This is a genomic window from Jiella endophytica (assembly GCF_004519335.1).
Classification (GTDB): Bacteria; Pseudomonadota; Alphaproteobacteria; order Rhizobiales; family Rhizobiaceae; genus Jiella; species Jiella endophytica.
In genome coordinates, this window is the sequence record NZ_SOZD01000004.1 from 562025 (window position 1) to 584317 (window position 22293).

Annotated in this window: 15 protein-coding genes; 5 read left to right on the forward strand and 10 right to left on the reverse strand. The window is 66.7% G+C overall.

Features of this window, described 5'->3' with window-relative positions; all coding sequences use genetic code 11:
• Positions 1 to 16 precede the first annotated feature (16 nt).
• Positions 17 to 379: an Mpo1-like protein gene (locus tag E3C22_RS15565; RefSeq protein WP_134762944.1), complete on the forward strand. Its 363-nt coding sequence runs from the start codon at positions 17 to 19 to the stop codon at positions 377 to 379.
• Between the two features lie 37 nt (positions 380 to 416).
• On the opposite strand, the gene E3C22_RS15570 is transcribed toward E3C22_RS15565, so the two are convergent.
• From E3C22_RS15570 to E3C22_RS15585, 4 genes are all read right to left on the reverse strand, one after another.
• Complete coding sequence (locus tag E3C22_RS15570) at positions 417 to 611, reverse strand: hypothetical protein (RefSeq protein ID WP_425364989.1); 195 nt, start codon at positions 609 to 611, stop codon at positions 417 to 419.
• A 127-nt stretch (positions 612 to 738) separates the two neighbouring features.
• A complete protein-coding gene (locus E3C22_RS15575) occupies positions 739 to 1650 on the reverse strand; it encodes a S49 family peptidase (RefSeq protein ID WP_134762945.1) in 912 nt (303 codons plus the stop codon).
• A 68-nt stretch (positions 1651 to 1718) separates the two neighbouring features.
• A complete protein-coding gene (locus E3C22_RS15580) occupies positions 1719 to 2555 on the reverse strand; it encodes a tRNA1(Val) (adenine(37)-N6)-methyltransferase (RefSeq protein ID WP_167591791.1) in 837 nt (278 codons plus the stop codon).
• A 4-nt stretch (positions 2556 to 2559) separates the two neighbouring features.
• Entirely contained in the window at positions 2560 to 2787 is a 228-nt protein-coding gene (locus E3C22_RS15585) for a putative signal transducing protein (RefSeq protein ID WP_134762947.1), read from the reverse strand.
• Between the two features lie 457 nt (positions 2788 to 3244).
• On the opposite strand from E3C22_RS15585, the gene E3C22_RS15590 reads away from it, so the two are divergent.
• Complete coding sequence (locus E3C22_RS15590) at positions 3245 to 4180, forward strand: polyprenyl synthetase family protein (protein ID WP_134763042.1); 936 nt, start codon at positions 3245 to 3247, stop codon at positions 4178 to 4180.
• Between the two features lie 76 nt (positions 4181 to 4256).
• Here E3C22_RS15590 and E3C22_RS15595 read toward each other — a convergent pair whose 3' ends face one another.
• Positions 4257 to 6170, reverse strand: coding sequence for a PhoX family protein (locus E3C22_RS15595; protein ID WP_206026973.1), 1914 nt, complete (start codon positions 6168 to 6170; stop codon positions 4257 to 4259).
• Positions 6171 to 6563: 393 nt separating this feature from the next.
• Between E3C22_RS15595 and E3C22_RS15600 the strand changes: the two genes are divergently transcribed.
• The 3 genes from E3C22_RS15600 (at position 6564) to E3C22_RS15610 (ending at position 11344) form a co-directional block, all read left to right on the forward strand.
• Positions 6564 to 8969 carry a circularly permuted type 2 ATP-grasp protein gene (locus tag E3C22_RS15600; RefSeq protein ID WP_245515017.1) on the forward strand — a complete coding sequence of 802 codons (2406 nt, stop codon included), beginning with the start codon at positions 6564 to 6566 and terminating at the stop codon, positions 8967 to 8969.
• A complete protein-coding gene (locus E3C22_RS15605) occupies positions 8966 to 9838 on the forward strand; it encodes a transglutaminase family protein (RefSeq protein WP_134762949.1) in 873 nt (290 codons plus the stop codon). The genes E3C22_RS15600 and E3C22_RS15605 overlap by 4 nt, the downstream gene beginning before the upstream one ends.
• 318 nt (positions 9839 to 10156) lie before the next feature.
• A complete protein-coding gene (locus E3C22_RS15610; protein WP_134762950.1) occupies positions 10157 to 11344 on the forward strand; it encodes a GGDEF domain-containing protein in 1188 nt (395 codons plus the stop codon).
• Between the two features lie 46 nt (positions 11345 to 11390).
• Here the strand turns inward: E3C22_RS15610 and glgB are convergent, their stop codons facing one another.
• The 5 genes from glgB to E3C22_RS15635 form a co-directional block, all read right to left on the reverse strand.
• Positions 11391 to 13613 (reverse strand): 1,4-alpha-glucan branching protein GlgB, encoded by a 2223-nt coding sequence (gene glgB, locus E3C22_RS15615; protein ID WP_134762951.1) that lies wholly within the window; start codon positions 13611 to 13613, stop codon positions 11391 to 11393.
• Positions 13610 to 16942, reverse strand: a complete 3333-nt coding sequence (gene treS, locus E3C22_RS15620) for a maltose alpha-D-glucosyltransferase (RefSeq protein WP_134762952.1) — start codon at positions 16940 to 16942, stop codon at positions 13610 to 13612. Before treS ends, glgB begins: the two co-directional genes overlap by 4 nt.
• 28 nt (positions 16943 to 16970) lie before the next feature.
• Positions 16971 to 19013, reverse strand: coding sequence for an alpha-1,4-glucan--maltose-1-phosphate maltosyltransferase (locus E3C22_RS15625; protein ID WP_134762953.1), 2043 nt, complete (start codon positions 19011 to 19013; stop codon positions 16971 to 16973).
• 266 nt (positions 19014 to 19279) lie between these two features.
• Positions 19280 to 20674 (reverse strand): guanine deaminase, encoded by a 1395-nt coding sequence (gene guaD / locus E3C22_RS15630; RefSeq protein WP_134762954.1) that lies wholly within the window; start codon positions 20672 to 20674, stop codon positions 19280 to 19282.
• Positions 20675 to 20764: 90 nt separating this feature from the next.
• Positions 20765 to 22027, reverse strand: a complete 1263-nt coding sequence (locus tag E3C22_RS15635; protein WP_134762955.1) for a urate hydroxylase PuuD — start codon at positions 22025 to 22027, stop codon at positions 20765 to 20767.
• Positions 22028 to 22293: the final 266 nt, after the last annotated feature.

Consider the following 22293-nt stretch of genomic DNA (forward strand, 5'->3'; position numbering starts at 1 on the left):
GCTCTGGGAGGAGACGATGGCAGACAGGATCACCACCTATCCGGCCTTCTGGCACCACTATCTGCGCGAACATGCCTCGGAGCAGACGCGCATCCTGCACTATACCGGCACGGCGATGGCGCTGTGCCTTCTGGTCATTGCGCTACTCGCGGGAAGACCCTGGCTGATCCTCGCCGCAATCGTCTGCGGCTATCTCTTCGCCTGGATCGGCCATATGGCGATCGAGAAGAACCGGCCGGCGACCTTCACCTATCCGCTCTGGTCGCTCCTCTCGGATTTTCGGATGTTCTTCCTCTGGATCTCCGGCCGCCTCGGCCCGCATCTGAAGGCCGCGGGCGTTTCGTCAGGTCCAGGCCACCGGATCGACGAAGCCCGCTGAGCCGACGCCTCGACCGGTCGCGGCGATGCGTTCGGCACTAATCCTTGCGGACGCGATAGATCCCGTCGGGGCCGCGCACCAGGGTGCCCTGCGCGCCGTTGCGCACTTCCGCTTCGGCTTGGCGGTTGCGCTGGGAAACCGCCTCGGCATCCTTGGCCATCTGCTTGTAGCCAAGCCAGGCAGCCGCGCCGACGAGGCCCAGGAGGATCAACTGGGGCATCGCTTCCATCATCTCCAAGAGACACCTTCGCAAAGCATTATGCGCCCTGAAGACGGTTGCGGCAATTCACCATCTGCGGCGCGCCCCGCTCCGGCGCTCCGAGAGTAGGACACCCAAGGGCGATGATCGCCTGCCACGCTCAAAGCCCGAAGCGGCCCCACAGCGCCCGCTCCTCGGCAATGGCGACCAGCCGGTCGGCAAAGCCGGCGCCGACGCTCGCAAGGTCCGGCTCGAAGCCGGCGCTGATGCCCTTCGGCTTGCGGCCGAAGAGCGAGCGCCCCTGGCTGATCAGCTCGAGCTTGACGCTGTCGCCATAGCGAAGCCGCAACGTCTCGCGGATGTCGCCGAGCGCGTCGACGAGGCCGAGATCGAGGCCCCGCTTGCCGGACCAGAACAGGCCGGAAAACAGCTGGTCGTCCTCCTGAAGGCGGGCGCCTCGCCGCGCCTTCACCAGATCGATGAAGGTGTCGTGGACTTCCAGCTGCAGCGACTTCAGATGCGCGACATCCTCCGGCTTTTCCGGCTGGAAGGGGTCGAGCGTCGCCTTGTTCTGCCCGGCGGTGTGGACGCGCCGTTCGATGCCGAGTTTCTGGATCGCCTCGACGAAGCCGAAGGAGCCCGAGACGACGCCGATCGAGCCGACGATGGAGGACGGATCGGCGATGATCTCGTCGCCGGCGCAGGCGATCATGTATCCGCCGGAGGCCGCGACGTCCTCGACGAAGACGAGAACGGTCTTTTCCTTTTCCTCGGCGAGGTCGCGGATGCGCTTGTAGATCAGCCGCGACTGCACCGGCGAGCCGCCGGGCGAATTGACGACGATGGCGACCGCCGGGGCGCTCTTCTCGCCGAAAGCCTTTTCAAGGAGCGGCGCCACGGCGGCGATCGACAGCCCCTGCCTCAGCGCCGAGCCGCCGGCCATGATGGTGCCGGAGAGCTTCACCACCGGGATGGTGACGCCCTCCTTGCGAAAGCGCTTGGGGAGAAGTTTCTTGAGGAGGTTGGCCAAGGAGGTCGCCTTTGATGCGGTCGAATGTCGTTGCAAAGGCATGTAAGCACTCGGCACGGCTTCGCAAATGTCGGCTGGACACATCCTCGTATGCCGAGCGGAGTGCCCGCTCAGATGGCGATCTCCGCCGTGCCGGCGGCGATCTCCCGCGACAGCGGCGTCGAGGCGCCGTCGGCATCGCCGAGCGCAATCCCCGGCAGAAGCCGCAGCGGCGCTTTCGAACCCCTGGTGCCGGCAATCAGGATGCGCTCGGCCGGCGCGCCCATCCTGGTGTGGACCGGCACGACGGCGAGCCCGCCGAGGCGGGGCTCCAGAGCGGCGATCGCCCCGCCGAGGAGATCGGCGCGCAGCACCGTGACGAGCCTGCCCTTCGGCGCGAGCAGCGCCGCAGCCACCGCGAGCCAGCGCTCGAGCGGCATTCCGGCGGACAGCGCCCGCTCGCGGACCGGATCCGGCGAGCGGCGGTGGTTCGCCGGGTGGAAGGGCGGATTGGTGAGAACGAGGTCGAAGGCGCAGTCCATGAGGCCAGCCGCTTCCCGCTCGGCGCGCCTTGCCGAAATGTCGATCTCGGCGACGGAAAGCCGCGCAGCGAGCGCAGAGTTTTCCGCCATTGCGAGGGAGTGCCGGCAGAGCGACGCCATGACCGGCTCGGCCTCGACCAGCGTCACGGTGGCTTCCGCCGCGCGCTCCGCCGCAGCCATGCCGACGACGCCCGAGCCGGCGCCGAGATCGACGATCCGGCCACTGGTCGCAGGCGCAAAGCAGGCGGCCAGCAGAAGAGCGTCGAGGCCGGAGCGATAGCCCCAGCCCTTCGGCTGGAACACCGTGAAGCGGCCGCCATAAAAGCCGTCGCGCCGGACCTCGCGGCCGTCGATCGTCTCGGGCGCCGCGACGGCCGGCCTCTCGCTGGCACCCTCCGCCGGCGGGTCTCCGGGCACGCCGGTCACCGGTTCAGCCCGCCGCCGAGATCTCGTGGCCGAGATCGGCATCGCGCAGGATCCGCCGTGCCTGGTCGAGATGGTCGGGATCGACGAGGATGCGTCTTGGCAGCACGCCGATCGAGCCGTCGAGGATGCTCATATGCGAATCGGCGACGAAATGCGGTATGTCGGCGTCCTTGAGCAGCGCATCGACGAAGGATATGAGAACCGCGTCGTTGGACCGCACGAGTTCCTTCATGGTGCATTCTCTCCCGCTGTTCGCCGCGCCAAGAAGCGGGGCCGCGGCCATTTTCCGGCATGGCGCGGCCGCTTGTCGAGGCCGGGCGGGAAGAAACTGCCGCGGCCGGCCGGGCGGTGCAGCGCCAGGGGATGCGAAAAGCCCTCGCCCCGTCCCGGCCGCCGATGGACGCGCGCCGTCGCCGTGCCATCTTGCCGGGGAAGGCGGAGGGTGCGCCGCGTCGGCTTCTGCGGTCATGAGGACGGCAGGGTGACAGCGCTCCCGATCGCCGGTTCCGCGCCCGATCCGACCCTCCGGCCGGAGCGGCCTTGCCCGAGCGGCGTTTGAAGTCCTATTGCAGCGCGACAGTGCCGAGAGTTCGAATCAACGGAGAAGCATCTTGAGCCTGGCCATCCGCGCCGCGAAGCGGCAGACCAAAGGGTCGATCGACCCGATACTGGCGCTGACCAGGGACGACATGGGCCGGGTCAACGATCTCATCCTGTCGATGGCCGGCTCGAACGTCACGCTGATTCCCGAGATCGCCGAGCATCTGATCTCCTCGGGCGGCAAGCGGCTCAGGCCGATGCTGACCATCGCCTCGGCGCTTGCCCACGGCTATCAGGGCGACCTTCACGTCAAGCTCGCCGCCAGCGTCGAGTTCATGCACACAGCAACGCTCCTTCACGACGACGTCGTCGACGAAAGCGACATGCGCCGCGGCAAGAGCACAGCCCGCACCATCTGGGGCAACCAGGCGAGCGTCCTCGTCGGCGACTTCCTGCTCGGCCAGGCCTTCAAGATGATGGTCGAGGTCGGCTCGCTCGACGCCCTGGCGATCCTTTCGGCGGCCTCCGCGGTGATCGCCGAGGGCGAGGTCTGGCAGCTCGCCGCCGCCAAGCAGATGACCACCAGCGAAGCGGACTACGTCGCGGTGATCGACGCCAAGACCGCGGCGCTGTTTTCCGCCGCGACCGAAGTCGGCCCGGTGCTCGCCGGCAAGGGCGAGGCGGAGCGCAAGGCGATGCGTGACTACGGCCGCAATCTCGGCCTGGCCTTCCAGCTGGTCGACGACGTCCTCGACTATCGCAGCAGCCTCGCCGATCTCGGCAAGAACACCGGCGACGATTTCCGCGAGGGCAAGATCACGCTGCCGGTGATCCTCGCCTATGAGCGGGGCGATGCCGGAGAGAAGGCGTTCTGGCGCGCGGCGATGGAATCCGGCGAAAACGACGATGCGGCACTCGCAAGGGCCAAGGAGCTGATGCAGCGCCACGGCGCCCTCGAGACGACCATCGAGCGGGCCCGCGACTATGGCGAGACGGCATTCGCGGCGGCCGAAACGCTGCCGCATTCGCCGGCCCGCGACGCCATGCTCGGCGTCGTCGATTTCTGCGTCGACCGGCTGAACTGACGGCAGCCCCACTTCCCGGCCGGTGCCGCCGCCCCTTCATCGGGGCGGCGGCATTTTTTGGCCAGTCGGGTGCTGCTCAGACGCCCTTGGCCTGCGGCATGCCGGCGACATAGCCGACCTGCGCGGCGTAGCGGTCGGCATAGTTGGCGTTGATCAGCGGCTCGAGCACATCCTTGACCTTGTCGTGCAGGCCCTTTTCCCAGTCGCCGGGGTGCTGGAAGTTGGACATGATGTAGGTCCAGCCATTGATGTTGTCGACGGACTGCAGGCCGGTGGATTCCGCCCCCGACGGGGTGGAAAGGATGCGGGCGGTCTCGCCGGTGTCGACATTGTAGGCCCACAGGAAGTTGTTGACGTGCATGCCGCTGTCCTCGCCGACGAAGAGGGTGCGCATGTCCTCGGAATATTTGATGTTGTCCGGGTTGGAGACCTTGTCGGGATTGGCCTTGTTGCCGAGGGCGTCGGCTTCCTTGAGGTCCTCGCCCGTCACGCCGGGCAGGCCGGCCATGTGGACCGGAACCCATTCGGAATCGATCGCCTTGCCGGCGTCGTCCTTGACGCCGTCCGCAAGGTCGAGCTGGTAGACCGAGCCGGCCGCCGGGCCCTCGACCTTGATGTCGGTCGAGCCGTCGGTCATCGTCTTGTAGATGTAGCTCATCGCCACATAGGCCTTCTTGTCGGCCGCATTGACGGTGGTGCCTTCCCACTTGGTGAAGCCGAGCGTCGCGCCCTTGAGCGCGGCGTAGCGATGGGTCTCGAGGAAGGCCGCGGCCTGTTCCATGCCCGGCTTCAGCTTCACCCATTCGGTCTTGCCCGAATAGGGGATCTTGGTGAAGGAGGCGTCCTTCGGATCCTCGGTCACGCGCTCCATGATGTCGGTGGCCTTGAGGGTCTTGGCGAATGTCTCGACCTCGTCGCTGGTGGCGTGGCCGAGATGGATCCAGGTGAGATCCGCCGCGCCGGGGCCCTTGCCGTCGGTCTGGTGCCACTTGCCGGCATAGAGATTGCCGGAGGAAAGATCCTCGGCATTGTCGGCAACGAACATGAAGGCGCCGCCATTGGTGAAGTCGTCGCCCATCAGGACGGTGCGGCTGTCCGGGCAGACCTGCACCAGCTCGTGGGAGATCCGGCCGAGGCAGTAGTGCTTGGTGACGGTGCCGGTGCCGTCGGCCGCGACCTTCACCTCGGGGATGTGGTTGTAGAGATAGGGGTTGGCCTTGGCCGGATCCTTGGCGGCCTCCGGATCACCGTAGAGATTGGCGATATAGGCGAGGAACTGCTCGTCCTCGTCCCAGGCAAAGGCGTTGGTCGGGTATTCCTCCGACGACAGATGGGTGTTCCAGGGCGAGCGCGAGGCGCCGCAGGTGATCCACAGGCCGTGCGAGGGCGCGGTGTCGACATTGTCATAGCGAACCAGCTTGAGATGGCCGGTGTCGGGATCCTGGTCGAAGGTCATGACCGCGATCGGCGAAGGCAGGCGGCCGTACATGTCCTCCTTGGCGAGGTTGCGGCTGGTATATTCGAACTGCACGACGGCGAAGACCGGGTTGCCGGTGACGCCGAGAGCGGCCTTGTCGGCGCCCTCGATCGGCTGCAGCAGGGTCATGCCGTCCGGGCAGTCCGAGAACATCTGGCGCGAGGTGCCGGCCTCGGAAGTGTCCATGATCGGCTGGCCGTGGATGTCGTAATAGCCGCCGGCGACCACCATCTCGCCGTCCTTCGACGGCACCTTGTCGCCGGTCTTGAAGAACGCCTGGTAGGAAAGGTCGGCGGACTTGGCGGCCCCGTCGGCGCCCTTGAGCGTCAGCTTGGAGCCCACCGTCACGCGGGCCATGGCCTCGGGATCGCTCAGGGCCGGCGCAGCCATGCCCTCGAACTTCGCCGTGCCGGGCATGCCGGCCGCCGCCGCATGGGCCGTGCCGACGAAGGCTTCGGCGCCAGCCAGCCTGGCGATCGGAAGAGCAATGAAAGTCCCGCCGAGGACTTTCATGACGGACCGCCGCGAAAGCGAAAGGTTTTCGCTCATAGAGAATACCCCTTCTCTGAATATTACAATTTCGTAATGTCGGATGACGTTACCGACTAGAATTATTCCAGGGTCTTTGCACTCCGATGACAGTCGCGGGTTGACCGCAACACCATGATATCTTTCGCAATATTGCGTCTTCTGGAGCAGATGACCGGCAAGGTGCGTGGGCATCCTGCCCATAGGGCAATGGCCATCCCGGCGACCGTTCCATGAGCGAATCGTCACGTCTCGCCGCAAGCGGACCGTCGCCGGCCCGATCAGGCCGGCGCGGCGGCGTTTATCCCCAGCCGGCACGCCACGGCGGGGCGAAAGTGCTATAGCGTCAACACCGACGACACCCGCTTCCGGAAAGACGTGGCCATCCACCCCGACATCCTGCGCCGCTACGCCGCCATCGCCGAAAAGTCCCGCGACGAGATGATCGCGCCGGACGGAGCGGTGCGGCCGCATTACGCGCCGCTGATGGCGCGGCTCGGGAAGATGTCTGAGGGCGAGCTCGGGCGGCGCTTCGTCTCGGCGCGGCAGTATCTTTCCGAGGCCGGCGTCTTCCACCAGGTCTATGGCGAAGGCGTCGAGCAGAGCCACGAATGGCCGCTCGGCCACCCGGCCCTCGTCCTCGACCGGGCGGAGTGGGCGGAGCTCTGCGCCGGGCTCGTCCAGCGCGCCCGCTTCCTCGAAGCCCTGCTCGCCGACCTTTACGGCCCGCAGCTCGTGATCGGCGAAAGGCTCCTGCCGGGCATTCTGGTCGGACGGAATCCGGAATTCCTGCACCCGCTTGCGGGCCAGGCCGGCGGCAGCGCGCCGCTCCTGTCCTTCATCGCCGTCGATCTCGGCCGCGGGCCGGACGGGCGCTGGTGGGTGCTCGGCGACCGCACCCAGGCCCCCTCCGGCGCCGGCTTCGCGCTGGAGAACCGGGTGGCGACGTCGAAGGCCTTTCCGGACGTCTCGCGCGACCTCAATGTCGAGCGGCTCGCCGGCTTCTTCCGGAAGTTCCGCGAGATGCTGTTCGCCCTCGGCGGCCCGGAGCATACCCGCATCGGCCTTCTCACCCCCGGTCCCCATAACGAGACCTATTACGAACACGCCTATCTCGCCCGCTATCTCGGCCTGCTCCTCCTCGAGGGCGGCGACCTCGTCGTCCATGGCGACCGGGCGGAGGTCCGCACCGTCGACGGTTTCCAGCCGATCAGCGTCTTGTGGCGGCGCCTCGATGCCGATTTCTGCGACCCGCTGGAGCTCTTCGGCGGCTCGCGGATCGGCACGCCCGGCCTCGTCAGGGCAGTCCGCTCGGGAGCGCTCGCCCTCGTCAACGCCCTCGGCTCCGGCATTCTCGAGACGCCGGCCCTTCTCGCCTTCCAGAAGCCGCTGGCGGCGCGGCTTCTCGGCGAAGAGCTGTCGCTGCCGACGATCGCCACCTGGTGGTGCGGCGAGGAGAAGATCCGCCGCTACGTCGCCGAAAATGCTTCGCGGCTGCAGCTCGGGCCGGCCTTTGCCGGCGCTCCGGCCTTTCCGGTGATGGGCGAGACGGCGGCGCGGCCGGGCGAGCGCCACCGCGACGTGCCCGCCACGGCGCGCGAGGGAATCGGCATCGTCGGCCAGGAGATCGCTGCGCTCTCGACGACGCCGGTCTACGGCAAGGCGGGACTGGAGCCACGGCCGGTGACGCTGCGGGCCTTCCTGATGCGCGACGAGGACGGCTGGCACGTCATGCCGGGCGGCTTTGCCCGGGTCGCCGATTCCCGCGACGCCCGCGTCATCTCGATGCAGCGAGGTGGCGGCTCGATCGACGTCTGGGTGCCATCGACGACGGCCGCCAAGCCGGTCACACTGCTCGGCCCGAAAGGCGACCGCTTCTCCCGCCGCCTGCCCGGCGCACTTCCCGCCCGGGCCGCCGACAATCTCTTCTGGCTCGGCCGCTATGCCGAGCGCTGCGAGGCGGCGACGCGGCTCCTGCGCCTCCATGCCGCCCGCAACAGCGAGGGCTGGAGCGCCGGCGAGCTGGAGGCCCGGCTCGCCGTCCTGTTGCGGGAATACGGCGTCGAGATCGAGGACGGCCATCCCCAGCGCGGGCTCCTCGCCCTCGGCCGCCAGTCGGCGGACACTGCCTCGCGCATCCGCGAGCGCTTCTCGCCCGATGCCTGGCGCACGCTCGAAGATATCGTCGCGCTGATCCTCGAGGCGATCGCCGAGGAGGAGGAGGACATCGTCGAGCTCACCAGCGCCATCCTCACCCATCTGTCGGGCTTTGCCGGACTCGCCCACGAAAACATGTACCAGTTCACCGGCTGGCGGTTCATGCAGTGCGGCCGGGCGCTCGAGCGCGGCCAGGCGACGGCGGCGGTGGCGTCCGCGCTGGTCGCCGAGGCGCCGCCGGTCGGCGCCCTCGAGGCGCTCCTCACCTTCACCGATTCCTCCGTCACCTATCGCCGGCGCTATTCGGTGGACCTGTCGCAGCAGACGGTCGTCGACCTCACCGTCCTCGATCCGCTCAATCCGCGATCCCTGGCCTTCCAGGTGAACACGCTCGCCGAGGTCACCGCCGCCCTGCCGGGCGTCCATCTCGGCGAGACGCCGGATCTCCTGCTGCGCCGGCTCGCGCGTCTGCGGGTGCGGCTCCAGACCGCCGACGCCCTGGAGGTCGACACGGCGTTTCTCGACCGGGTCGCCGCCGATCTGGCGCTGATCTCCGATCTTCTCACCCAGCGCTACCTGCTATCGAGCCCGCGGGCGGCGGCCGAATGGAGCGGGGGGCCGGAATGAGATACGCGATCCGGCTGAAGATCACCTACGACTACCCCGCCGCCGTCACCGATGCCCGCCATCTGTTGCGGGTGCGGCCGCACGCCGATGCCGGCCAGGCGCCGCGCAACGTCAGGCTGGCGATCACCCCGCGGCCCGACGAGCACGCCCGCGAGCGGGACTTCTTCGGCAACGACGTCGACGCGATCGCCTTTTTCGCCCCGCATACCGAGCTCGCCGTGCTGATGGAGGCCGAGGTGGCCGTCGAACGCCCGGTGCCGGCCCTCGAGCTTTCGCCGAGCGCGCCTTCCCTCGCCGAGGAGGCGCTCGCCGTGGCGACGGCGGACGGCACCTCGCCGCTCAATCATCTGGGCGCGAGCCGGCTGATCGCACCCGTCGCGCCGCTCACCGCCTATGTCGCCGAGACGCTCGGCGACGGCCTCGCCGGAGAGGCGGTGATGGCACTGACCCGGCGGATCCGCGACGATTTCGCTTACGTTCCCGGCGCCACCAGCGTCGGAACGAGCGTTGCCGAAGCCTTCGCCGCCCGGCGCGGCGTCTGCCAGGACTTCTCCCATGTGATGATCGCCGGCCTCAGGGCGAACGGCATCCCGGCCCGCTATGTCAGCGGCTTCCTGCGCACCGAGCCGCCCAAGGGCCAGCCGCGCCTCGAGGGCGCCGATGCGATGCATGCCTGGGTCGACGTCTGGCTGGGGGGCGAACTCGGCTGGGTCGGTTTCGACCCGACCAACGGCATCCTCGCCGGCGACGACCATATCGTCGTCGCCGTCGGCCGCGACTATTCCGACGCGCTGCCGATCGGCGGCACCTTCGTCACCGCCGGCCCGCAGGAGACCGACCATTTCGTCGATGTCATCCCGATCGGCTGACGGTTGAAGCCGCGCCGGCGGACCGACGACGCGCCGTTCACGAAGATGCCAGTCGTGCGACAATCTCGATTATATTATCAACGAGACTGAAAGATTTCGTCAGTTACGGTCACAACGCCGGAGTGGTGTGATCAAGACATTTGATCCCCGGATATGTCAGGCGCCGAACCCAATGTCTTGGTCGAAACACCACGATCTAAATTATTGTTGCTGGTGGATTTTTCGAATTTGACATTCGATACGGCGATCGAAACGGACGGGAGTCGAATGTCAAGTTCAATCCACTAGTCCCCGCAGCGTTTCGGCGGTGAAAAGACCATGAGCGTCAACATCCAGCTGGTCCTGTTTCTGGCCATGGGGACCTGCCTCATCGCCGGCGTCGCGATGCTTTCCGAATGGCGGAATTTTCGCGATCCCGCGGCTGCCTGGTGGAGCGCGGGCTTCCTGCTCAGCGCCGTCGGCGCCTGCCTGTTCCCGTTCCGCGAATATCCCGGCCTCGACATCCTGTCGATCGGCCTGTCCAACGCCCTGTTTCTCGCCTCCTACAGCGTCATCTGCGCCGGCATCGGCGAGTTCGCCGGGCGCCGCCCGAGCCTTCCTCTCGCACTGGTTCCAGGTCTCGTCTGGCTGCTGTTCTGGGGCTTCGTGCCGATCGCCGCCGATTTCGACGCCCGCGTCATCGCCATGTCGGTCGCCACCGCCTTCATTTCCGGCGTCAGCGCCTGGATCGGCTTCACCAGCAGGATCAACCGGCTGGCAAGGGCGCTTGCGGTGGTGATGGCGCTGCGCGCCGGCTTCTTCTGCGTCAGGACGGTGTGGGCGGCGGGCGCCTTCGGGCCGATCAGCGACGCGGCGAGGTCCTTCGGCTTCCAGGTGGTCATCATCGAAGGCCTTTGGACCTCGGTGCTGCTCGGCTATCTGATGCTGGCGCTGCTGCGCGAGAAGCGCGAGTCCTCGCTAATCAAGCTCGCCGAGACCGACTTCCTCACCGGCGCGGACAACCGCCGGGCCTTCCAGATGAAGGCTGAGATGGCCGTCCGCCATGCGTCGGAGCGGCGGGTGACGACGCTGATGGTCCTCGACCTCGATCACTTCAAGCGGATCAACGACGCCTATGGCCACGGCTTCGGCGACACGGTGCTGAAGCATTTCGCCGACATCGTCATGGCGCAGCTCGGCCCGGCCGACACCTTTGCCCGGCTCGGCGGCGAGGAATTCGCGCTGGTGCTGCCCGACCGTGACGAAGCCGAGGGTCTGCGCGCCGCCGAAGCCATCCGCATCGCCCTTGCGGCGACCCGGATCGGCGACGAGGAGTCGGCCGCCCGGGCGACGGTCAGCATCGGCCTCGTCACGACGCGCCACGGCCGGGCGCTCGTCCGGCTGCTGGACCTTGCCGACGAGGCGCTCTACCGGGCGAAGGCAAATGGCCGCAACCGGGTCGAATGCGTCGATCTCGGCAAGGAGCCGGCGACGGCTGAGGCCGCCGTCTACCGGCTGTCCGCTTAGCCTCCCCCACCCGGCCGGACCCGCCCGACGGGTGCTGGCGGGTCGACTATCCCTCGTGAACCATCACGACGGTTCCGAGCGGTGGCAGCGTCAGCGAGATCGAATAGGGCCGGCCGTGCACCGAATGGTCCTCGGCGATCTTGGCGCCGAGATTGCCGACATTGGAACCGCCATAGATCTCGGCGTCGGTGTTCAGCCGCTCGGTCCAGGTGCCTTCCTTGGCGACGCCGACGCGGTAGTCGTGGCGCGGGATCGGCGTGAAGTTCGAGACGATCAGCACCTGCCGGCCGTCGCGATCCTTGCGTAGGAAAGCGATGACGCTCTCCTCGACATTGGCGGTATCGACCCACTCGAAACCGCCCGGATCACAGTCGAGCTGATGCAGCGCCGGCACCTCGCGGTAGAGCGTGTTGAGGTCGCGCACCAGCCGCTGGACGCCGGCATGGGCGGGCGACTCCAGGAGATGCCAGTCGAGCGACTGGTCGTGGTTCCACTCGGCCCACTGGCCGAACTCGCCGCCCATGAACAGGAGCTTCTTGCCCGGATGGGTCCACATGAAGCCGAAATAGGCTCTGAGATTGGCGAATTTCTGCCACTCGTCGCCGGGCATCTTGCCGAGCAGCGAGCCCTTTCCGTACACCACCTCGTCATGTGAGAGGGGCAGCACGAAGTTCTCCGAATAGGCATAGACCATGCCGAAGGTCATGTGGTGGTGGTGGTAGCGCCGGTTGACCGGGTCCTCCTGCATGTAATGCAGGGTGTCGTGCATCCAGCCCATGTTCCACTTGAAGTGAAAGCCGAGGCCGCCGGCATAGGTCGGCTTCGAGACGTCCGGAAAGGCCGTGGATTCCTCGGCATGGGTGGTGGTCTTGGGGAAATACTCGCCTATCCGCTCGTTGGCGTCCTTCAGGAAGGCGATCGCCTCGAGGTTTTCCCGTCCGCCATAGATGTTCGGCTCCCATTCGCCGTGATTGCGCGAATAGTCGAGATAGAGCATCGAGGCGACGGCATCGACGCGCAGCCCGTCGATGTGGAACTGGTCGAGCCAGTACATGCCGTTGGCGACCAGGAAATTCCTGACCTGCGGCCGCCCGTAGTCGTAGATCAGCGTGTTCCAGTCCTTGTGGAAGCCGCGCCGCGGATCGGGATGCTCGTAGATCGCCGTGCCGTCGAAGCGCACGAGGCCGTGGACGTCGGTCGGGAAATGCCCCGGCACCCAGTCGAGCAGCACGCCGATGCCTTCCTGGTGCAGCGCGTCGACGAGGCGGGCAAAGGCCTCCGGCGAACCCCAGCGCGAGGTCGGCGCGAAGAGGCCGATCGGCTGATAGCCCCAGGAACCGTAGAACGGATGCTCGGACACGGGGAGAAACTCGACATGGGTGAAGCCCATGTCCTTGACGTAAGGCACCAGCTCGCGGGCGATCTCGTCGAAGTCGAGCATCGCGTTGTCGGCGCCGCGGCGCCAGGAGCCGAGATGCACCTCGTAGATGGCGATCGGCTTCTCGCGGTTCTGCCACTCGGCGGAATGCGACTGGAACTCCCCGTCCTGCCACTCGTGATCGACGAGCCCGTCGACGATCGAGGCGGTGGACGGCGCAGCCTCCTGCCGGAAGCCGACCGGATCGGCCTTCAGCGGCTGAATGTTGCCGTCGGGGCCGATCACCTCGAACTTGTAGACCTCGCCGCGGCCGAGCCCCGGGATGAACAGTTCCCAGACGCCGCATTCGTGGCGCTTGCGCATGACCGAGCGACGACCGTCCCAGGAATTGAAGTGGCCGACCACCGAAACCCGCCGGGCGCTCGGCGCCCAGACGGCGAAGGCGACGCCGTCGGTCCCGTCCATCGTCGCCGGATGGGCGCCGAGCTTCTCGTAGAAGCGGTAGTGGCTGCCCTCGGCGAGCAGATAGACGTCCTGATCGCCGAGGATCGGACCGAAGCGATAGGGGTCTTCCTCGTCCCACTCCTGGCCGCCGCCATGGCTGTAGCGCATGCGGTAGGCGGAGGCTCCGTCGAGGCCCGGCACATAGCCGGTGAAGAAGCCTTCCGGACCGAAGCTTTCGAGGATCGCGAGCTCCTTGCCGGCGCCGTCGATCACCTTGGCGTAGTGCGCACCCGGCCGATAGACGCGCACGATCGCTCCGCCTTCGGTCGCAAATCGTCCGAGGACCGAGAAAGGATCGCCATGGACACCGCGCCCGATCTCCCAGGCCTGGTGCTCTTCGGGCCAATGCTCGACGCCGGCGGGGGGTGTTGCGGGGGTCAATGTCATTTCAGAACCTGTCGTTTCTCGAGAAGTGAGACGATGCCGCGCAGGGGAATCGACAACCATGCCGGCCGCATCGCGGCCTCGTAGCGAAGCTCGTAGAACGCCTTCTGCAGGACGAAGAGGTCGAGCAGCTGGCGGGTCGGCTCGTCGAAGGCGATCCCCGACGCCGCGCTCCAATAGGAAAGGAACGCCTCCGTCACCTCGTCGCGCCAGCCGACGGCCATGTCGCGCAGCCGCTCGGCGGTGGTCTCGTCGACGGGTCCCGCCCTGTCGCGGGCGGCGAAGGCGGCATAGTCGAAGGAGCGGATCATCCCGGCGACGTCGCGCAGCGGCGAGGTCTTGGCACGCCGCTCTTCCAGCGAACGCCCCGGCTCGCCCTCGAAGTCGAGGATGACGACGTCGTTCTTGGCGACGAGAACCTGGCCGAGGTGATAGTCGCCATGGATCCGCGTGCGGTGGGTGTCGACCTTCAGCCCGCCGAACCGGTCGAACCAGGTGAGGATGTCCTTTTCCGCACCGAGCAGGCGCTCGACATTGTCGAGCTCTTCCGGCGGCAGGTTCGGCTTCGACTTGGCGAGAACCGCCAGCGCGTCACCGACGTCCTTCTTGGCCTCGCCGACGATCGCCATGTAGCTGTCGTCGTCGAGCGGCTCGGGATCGAAGGCGGCATCGCCGGTCTTCGTGGCGAGCGCCGCATGCATCTCGCCGGTCCGCCGGCCGAGCACCTCGGCCGGATCGATCTGGATCTGCAGCTTGGGCTCGCTGAGGGCGCCGACCTCGAGGTTCTCGTCGGCGAGCGGCTGCTGGGCATAGGCGTGATCGCGCAGATAGCGGGCGAGCGCCTCGACGATCACCGTCCAGGCGTCGCCCTGGTTCTGCACCTGCTCGAACAGCGCCGCGATGGCGGTGCGGCTGCCGTCGGGCCGGACCAGTTCGATCGAGCCATAGAGCGCCGGCGCCGCCTCGAAGTCGGTCTTCTCGGTCAGGAACCGCGTGACCTCCAGCTCCGGCTGGATGCCGTCACGCAGGCGGCGATAATATTTCAGGATCGCGTCCGAGCCGATCAGCAGCGAGGTGTTGGACTGCTCGCCCGAAAGGACGCGGATGCCCTCCTCCTCGACGAGAAGCGTCTTGGCGAGACCCTCGCGTTCGCTCGCCGACGCCTCGACGACGAGGTCGCCGGCGGCGAGCGAGACGTTCACGTCCGCCGCGATCAGCGCGATCATCAGCTTGGCGAATTCGGCGCTGCGGGTGCCGTCGATCAGGGCGCCGATCCGCGGCCCCTGGCGCACCTTGGCGATGGTGTAGGGAAGGTCCGGATCCTGGGTCGACAGATGCTGTTCGCCCCAGCGCACCGCCAGCGGCAGGAGATAGTTCTGCTCGCCCTCGGCGGTCTCGACCTTCAGCTCGGTGAAGAGGTGGCGGCGGCTCTCGGGCGTCGGCGTCCCGAGGACGGTGACGTCGAGGGAGCGCGGCCGTGCCGACTTGCCGGCATACCAGCGCTGGCCGGCGGCATAGGCCGGCAGTACCGACTTCAGCTCGGTGAGATTGCGCCCGCCGATGGTGGCCCGCAGATCGCCCTGGGCCACCAGCGTCGAAAAGGCCGGCAGTGGCGTCGGCGTCGCCGGATAGCGCTGAACAGCGGCGTTGCCGTCGGCGAGGTCGAACCAGAAGAAACCGTAGGCCGGCAGGGTCAGGATGTACGGGTTGAGCCCGATCGGCGGGAACTGCGACAGGCCGAGCATTTCGATCGGCACGCAGCCGGCATAGGCGGAGAGGTCGAGCTCGACCGCCTGGGCGGAGCCGGAAAGGTTGGCAACACACAGCACCCGCTCATCGGCATATTCGCGCAGATAGACGAGGATCTTGCGGTTCGACGGTAAAAGGAAGGTGATCTCGCCGCGGCCGAAGGCTTCCTTGGTGCGGCGGACCTGGATCAGCCGGCGCATCCAGTTGAGCTGCGAGGCCGGGTTGTTCGACTGGGCCTCGACATTGACGGCCTGGTAGCCGAAGACGGCGTCCTGGATGACGGGCAGGTACAGCCGCTGCGGATCGGCGCGCGAGAAGCCGCCATTGCGGTCCGCCGACCACTGCATCGGCGTGCGCACCCCGTCGCGGTCGCCGAGATAGTAGTTGTCGCCCATGCCGATCTCGTCGCCGTAATAGACGACGGGCGTGCCGGGCATCGACATCAGCAGCGCGTTGAGAAGCTCCACCTTGCGCCGGTCGTTGCCCATCAGCGGCGCCAGCCTCCGGCGGATGCCGAGATTGATGCGCGCGCGGGTGTCGGCGGCATAGGTCGACCAGAGATAGTCGCGCTCCTCCTCGGTGACCATTTCCAGCGTCAGCTCGTCATGGTTCCTGAGGAAGATCGCCCATTGGCAATTCTCCGGAATGTCCGGCGTCTGGCGCATGATGTCGGTGATCGGATGCCGGTCTTCCTGGGCCAGCGCCATGTACATGCGCGGCATCAGCGGGAAGTGGAACGCCATGTGGCATTCGTCGCCCTCGCCGAAATAGGGCCGCGTGTCCTCCGGCCACTGGTTCGCCTCGGCGAGCAGCATCTTGTCCGGATAATGCTTGTCGAGATCGGCCCGGATCGTCTTCAGGACATCGTGGGTTTCGGGGAGGTTCTCGTTGTTCGTCCCCTCGCGCTCGACGAGATAGGGGATCGCGTCGAGCCGCAGCCCGTCGACGCCCTTGTCGAGCCAGAAGTGCATGGTGGCGAGCACTTCCTCCATCACCTTCGGATTGTCGAAGTTGAGGTCCGGCTGGTGGGAGAAGAACCGGTGCCAGAAATATTGCTGCGCCACCGGGTCCCAGGTCCAGTTGGAAGTCTCGGTGTCGGTGAAGATGATGCGGGTGAGATCGTAGCCCTTGTCGTCGTCGGCCCAGACGTAGAAGTCCCGCTCGGGGCTTCCCTTCGGCGCGCGCCGGGCCGCCTGGAACCAGGGGTGCTGGTCGGAGGTGTGGTTGATGACCAGCTCGGTGATCACCCGCATGCCGCGCTTGTGCGCCTCGTCGATCAGCTTCTCGACATCTTCGAGATTGCCGTAGGACGGGTTGACCGAGCGGTAGTCGGAGATGTCGTAGCCGTCGTCGCGCAGCGGCGAAGGATAGAACGGCAGGAGCCAGATCGCCGTGACGCCGAGTTCCTGGATGTAGTCGAGCCGCGACAGAAGCCCCGCGAAGTCCCCGACCCCGTCGCCGTTCGAATCGACGAAGGTCTTGACGTGGACCTGATAGATGATCGCGTCCTTGTACCAGTCGGGGGCGTTGAGGTCCGGCCCGGAGGTGGTCTCCGGCGTGACGATGGCGGCAATCTCGTTCATGAAGCGGGCGCTTTCGGCGTTCTGGTTCTTATCGCGTGAGCTTGAAGACGGCATATGGCCTGTCCTGCGGATTCAGCCACCAGTGCTGGATCTTTCCGGTCCAGGCGAGGCTGTTGCCGCTCGCCATGTCGGTCGCGTGGATGGTCCCGTCGTCCGGAAGGCCGAACTCCCAGAGCGGCACTTCGAAATGGCCGCCCTGATCGTGGTGCGGATCGAGATTGACCATGAAGAGAAGATACGACGAGAGGTCCTTCGTCCGCTTGCCGTAATAGAGGACCTGGTCGTTCCAGAAATTGAAGAAGGCGAGCGAGCGGAAATCCTTCATCGCCGCCTCGTCGTTGCGCAGCCTGTTGAAGAAGGCGATGTCGTCACGGATGTTGCCTTCGGCATGCCAGTCGAAGGCGCGGATCTCGTATTTCTCCGAGTTGAGATACTCCTCCTTGCCGGGGATCGGCAGGAATTCGCAGAGCTCGAAGCCCGAATAGACGCCGTAATTGCCGCCGAGCGAGGCGGCCAGCGCGAGGCGGCTGCGAAAGCCGGGCCGTCCCGAGGTCTGCAGGTAGATCGGATTGATGTCCGGCGTATTCACGAAGAAATTCGGCCGCATGTATTCGGCGCATTCCTCGGTGGTCAGCTCGGTCAGATATTCCTGCAGCTCCCACTTCTCGTTCCGCCAGGTGAAGTAGGAATAGGATTGGTTGTAGCCGACCTTGGCAAGGCGCTTCATCACCTTCGGCCGGGTGAATGCCTCGGCGAGGAAGATGACGCCGGGGTCGACCTTGCGCGCTTCGCCGATCACCCATTCCCAGAACGGGTAGGCCTTGGTGTGGGGGTTGTCGATGCGGAAGATCCGGACGCCATGCTCCATCCAGTGCAGGAACATGTCGCGCATCGCATACCAGAGCGACGGCAATGCGCCGCGATAGAAGTGGAAGTTGACGATGTCCTCGTAGCGCTTCGGCGGGTTCTCGGCATATTTGATCGTGCCGTCCGGCCGCCAGTCGAACCATTCCGGATGCTCCTTGATCCAGGGATGGTCGGGCGAGGCGTTGAGGGCGATGTCGAGGGCGATCTCGAGGCCGTGCTTCTTCGCCTCGGCGATCAGCCGGTGGAAGTCGTCGAAGCTGCCGAGTTCGGGATGGATGGCGAGGTGGCCGCCATCTTTCGAGCCGATCGCATAGGGGCTGCCGGGATCGGTCGGCTCCGGCGTCAGCGAGTTGTTCTTGCCCTTCTTGTTGGTCGAGCCGATCGGATGGATCGGCGGGAAATAAAGGACGTCGAAACCCATCTCCTGAATGTCCGGCAACCGGGCGATGACATCGTCGAAGGTGCCGTGGCGGTTGACGTCGCCGGACTGGGAGCGCGGAAACAGCTCGTACCAGGCCGAGAAGGCCGCCCGCTCGCGATCGACCCAGACCGGAACGTCGATCGGGTAGCGCGACAGATGGGTCCGGTGGCCGGCGGCCTGGAGGATCAGGGTCGCTTCTTCGGATTCCATCAGCACGTACTGGCCGTCCTGATCGCCCTTCTCGGCGAGTTTTTCCAGGCGTTCGACGAGCTTGGCGAGGGCACGCTGGTCCTGCTTGGAGCCGCGGCCCGAATCGGCGGCCTTCTTGATCAGATCGCGCGCCTCGATGAGTTCGAGGTCGGTCAGCTTGCCGGCGTCGCGCTTCTTCTTCGCCTCGTCGCGCCAAGACGCATAGAGATCACGCCAGGCGACGATCGAGTAGCGATAGGGCCCGGGCTCGTCGAAGCTGACGGTCGCCTGCCAGCGGTCGTTCTCGACGAATTGGAACTTCACCTCCGACCATTGCGACGGATCGACCTCGGCCGGGCCGTAGATCAGCGCCGCGTCGATCTTGTCGTGGCCGTCGCAGAAGATGTCGGCCGAAACGGTCAACGGCTCGCCGACGATCCGCTTCACGGCGAAGCGTCCGGCGTCGATCTCCGGCTCGACGCCTTCGATCGCGACGCGGTTCTCGGCGAGGGCGAAGAGCAGCGCCTCGCTCTCGGCGTTCTTCGCTTTCGCGGACTTCTTCGCCTTTTTCGGCTGCAGTTCGAGGTCGGCCATGAACGAACCTTCTTGAGAGGTATCCGGTCGGATGGAAGCCACCGCGGCTGGCACGGCGGCCGGTCAGCACTCGGTTAAAGGGATAGGCGGGCTGGGTTGCATTTCCAGTCGCAACGCCGGAGGGCGGCGGGAAGTTCAGCCGGGGAAAGGGAAAAAACCGCGCGCTTCGACGATCACCCGGCGCCACTTCCGCGCCGAGGCGACCGGGGCACCGTCAAGACGGGCCGAAGTCTTTACGCTGGTCGCGCCCCTCGGCCGCCCGGCCTTTACTGCGCCGACTCGCCGCCCTGGGGCTGGCGTGGCATCGCCGGCTGGTCGAGCTTCGGCGCAAGGCCGCGCTGGCCGGCGTGATAGCGGTCGTGGATCTTGCGGCCCATCGCATAGGTCGCGACCGTCGCCCGCTCGTCGCCGAGCACCATCAGCGCGAACAGCTCCTCGGCGAGGGTCTCCACCCGCTCCATGCGGCGGCGCAGCGGCGCGGTGGCATGGCTGTCGAGGACGACGACATCGGCTTCCAATCCCGGCGCCAGCCGGCCGACCCGCGTCTCGATGCCCATCGCCGCGGCATTGCCCGCCGTCAGCATGTGGAAGGCCTCGAAGGCCGGCAGCTTCTGGCCCTTCAGCGCCAGCACCTTGTAGCCCTCGGCCGCCGTCGTCAGCATCGAATAGGAGGTGCCGCCGCCGATGTCGGTGGCGATGCCGGTCTTCAGCCCGAGAGCGCGCGAGGCCGCGAGATCGTAGAGCCCCGAGCCGAGAAAGAGGTTCGACGTCGGGCAGAAGATCGCCGAGGCGCCCTGTTCGGCGAGAGCCTCGCGTTCGCGCCCTGACAGATGGACGCAGTGGCCATAGAGCGCCCGGGGCCGCACGAGGCCGTAGCGTTCATAGACGTCGGTGTAGTCCTTCGACCAGGGAAAGGCCTCGGCAACATAGGCGATCTCGGCGTGGTTCTCCGAAAGATGCGTCTGGATCGGCAGATCCGGGAATTCGGACGCGAGTGCGCCGGCCGCCTCCAGCTGCGCCTCGGTCGAGGTGGGCGCAAAGCGCGGCGTGATCGCCACCTCCAGCCGCCCGTGGCCGTGCCAGGCCGAGATCAGTTCCTTCGTCTCGTCATAGCCGGACTGCGGCGTATCGAGGAGGCCCGGCGGGGCGTTGCGGTCCATCATCACCTTGCCGGCGATCATCCTCAGGTTCCGTCGCCCGGCTTCGTGGAAGAACGCCTCGGCGCTGACCTGATGGGTGGTGCAATAGACGGCCGCCGTGGTGGTGCCGTTCGCCGCCAGCGTGTCGAGCAGGAAGCGCGAGGCCTCTCCCGCGACGCCGGAATCGCCGTAGCGCAGCTCTTCGGGGAAGGTGTATTTCGCCAGCCACTCCATCAGTTCGGCGCCATAGGAGGCGATCACCTGGGTCTGCGGCAGGTGGAGATGCGGGTCGATGAAGCCCGGCATGACGAGATGCGGCCGGTGGTCGATGAGCGGCACGCCCGGCTCGAGCCGGCGGGCGAGGCTCGGCCCCTCGCCGATCTCGGTGATGATCCCGTCCCTGATGACGAGGATGCCGTCCTCGACATAGCGGATGGCGGCCGCCTCGCCGTCGACGGCCGGATCGGCATCGAAGGAGAGAAGCCGCGCACGAATCGCCAGGGTGCCGGGTCTCGAAGTCATCGCCGCGATGATAGCGCCGCCGCGCCGTCCCTCACAGCCCCCCGCTTGCGGCCACGCCGTCAAAGCCCGTTTGTCAGATTTCCCCTGGCTTCACAGTCCCTTGGCGAGCCCCGGCGCCTTGCCGTCGGCAAGCCAGCGGGCGAGGAGCTCGCGCTCGGCGGGTTCGAGGCCGGAGACGTTGCCGGGGGGCATCGCATGGCTGCGCACCGCCTGCCGCTCGATCAGCGAGGCGTAGTGGATCATCTCGTCGCCGGTCTCGAGGCGGATGTCCTTCGGCGCATGGATCATTCCCGGCCAGAGCGGCTCCCTGGCGTGGCACATGGAACAGCGCGACAGGACGATCGCCTCGGCCTCCTCGAAATGCGGCGAATTGGCGAGGGCATATTGCGGGTCGCCCGACCATTGGCGTTTCGCCGTCTCGCTCGCGTCATCGCTCGCGTTGCTGCGCCAGCCGGGCGCGCCGGACAGCGTGATGACGATGATGAAGAAGATCCCGGCGAGCGGCCAGCACCACCAGAGCTTCTCGCCGGTGGCATGCATGGTGTTGAAGAAGTGCCTGACCACCGCGCCGATGAGCAGCACCAGCCCGGCGATGACCCAGTTCCATTCCGTCGCGAAGGCGAGCGGATAATGGTTGGAGAGCATCAGGAAGATCACCGGCAGCGTCAGGTAGTTGTTGTGCAGCGAACGCTGCTTGGCCGCCTTGCCGAGAGCGGGATCCGGGCTGCGGCCGGCCATCAGGTCGGCGACGACGATCTTCTGGTTGGGAATGATGGTGAAGAAGACGTTGGCGGTCATGATCGTCGCGATCAGCGCGCCGGTGTGGAGCATCGCGCCGCGGCCTGAGAAGACTTGGCTGAACAGGAAGCTCGAGGCGACCACATAGACGAAGAGAATGGCGAGCAGCGCCGTGTCGTTGTTCTTCAGCGGCGACTTGCAGAGAAGGTCGTAGACGATCCAGCCGAGGGCGAGGCCGGCAATGCCAATCAGGCTGGCGCCCCAGACCGGCAGGTCGGCGACCTGAGGATCGATCAGGAAGAGGTCGGCGTGGAGGTAGTAGACGAGGAACAGCAGCGCCGCGCCGGACAGCCAGGTGGAATAGCTCTCCCATTTGAACCAGGTGAGCTCGTCCGGCATCTCGTCCGGCGCCACCATGTATTTCTGCATGTTGTAGAAGCCGCCGCCATGCACCTGCCACGCTTCGCCGGCCACCCCCTGCGGCAGCTCGCGGCGACGCCTCAGGCCGAGATCGAGGGCGATGAAATAGAAGGACGAGCCGACCCAGGCGACAGCGGTGATCACATGCACCCAGCGCACCGCGAACTGCAGCCATTCGGAGAGGTATGTCCACATCGAGGGATCGGGTCCTTGGATTTGCGCGACATCGGATCGGGCCGGACGCCGGGACGGCTCGCGCCCGAACAGCCACCTTTTCCGGCCAATAAACGCGCCGGCGCTGCTCGCTCCCGTCTGCCCTCCTGAGCCTGTCGAAGGGCGGGCATCTCCCCCTCAAACGGGGAGATCGACCCTGCATATGCCCTCGCGGCTGACCTTCAGCGTCGAAGCCGGCACCAGCAACTAGGACGACGAGGCAGATTGGGCGAAGCTGGTGATCTCCC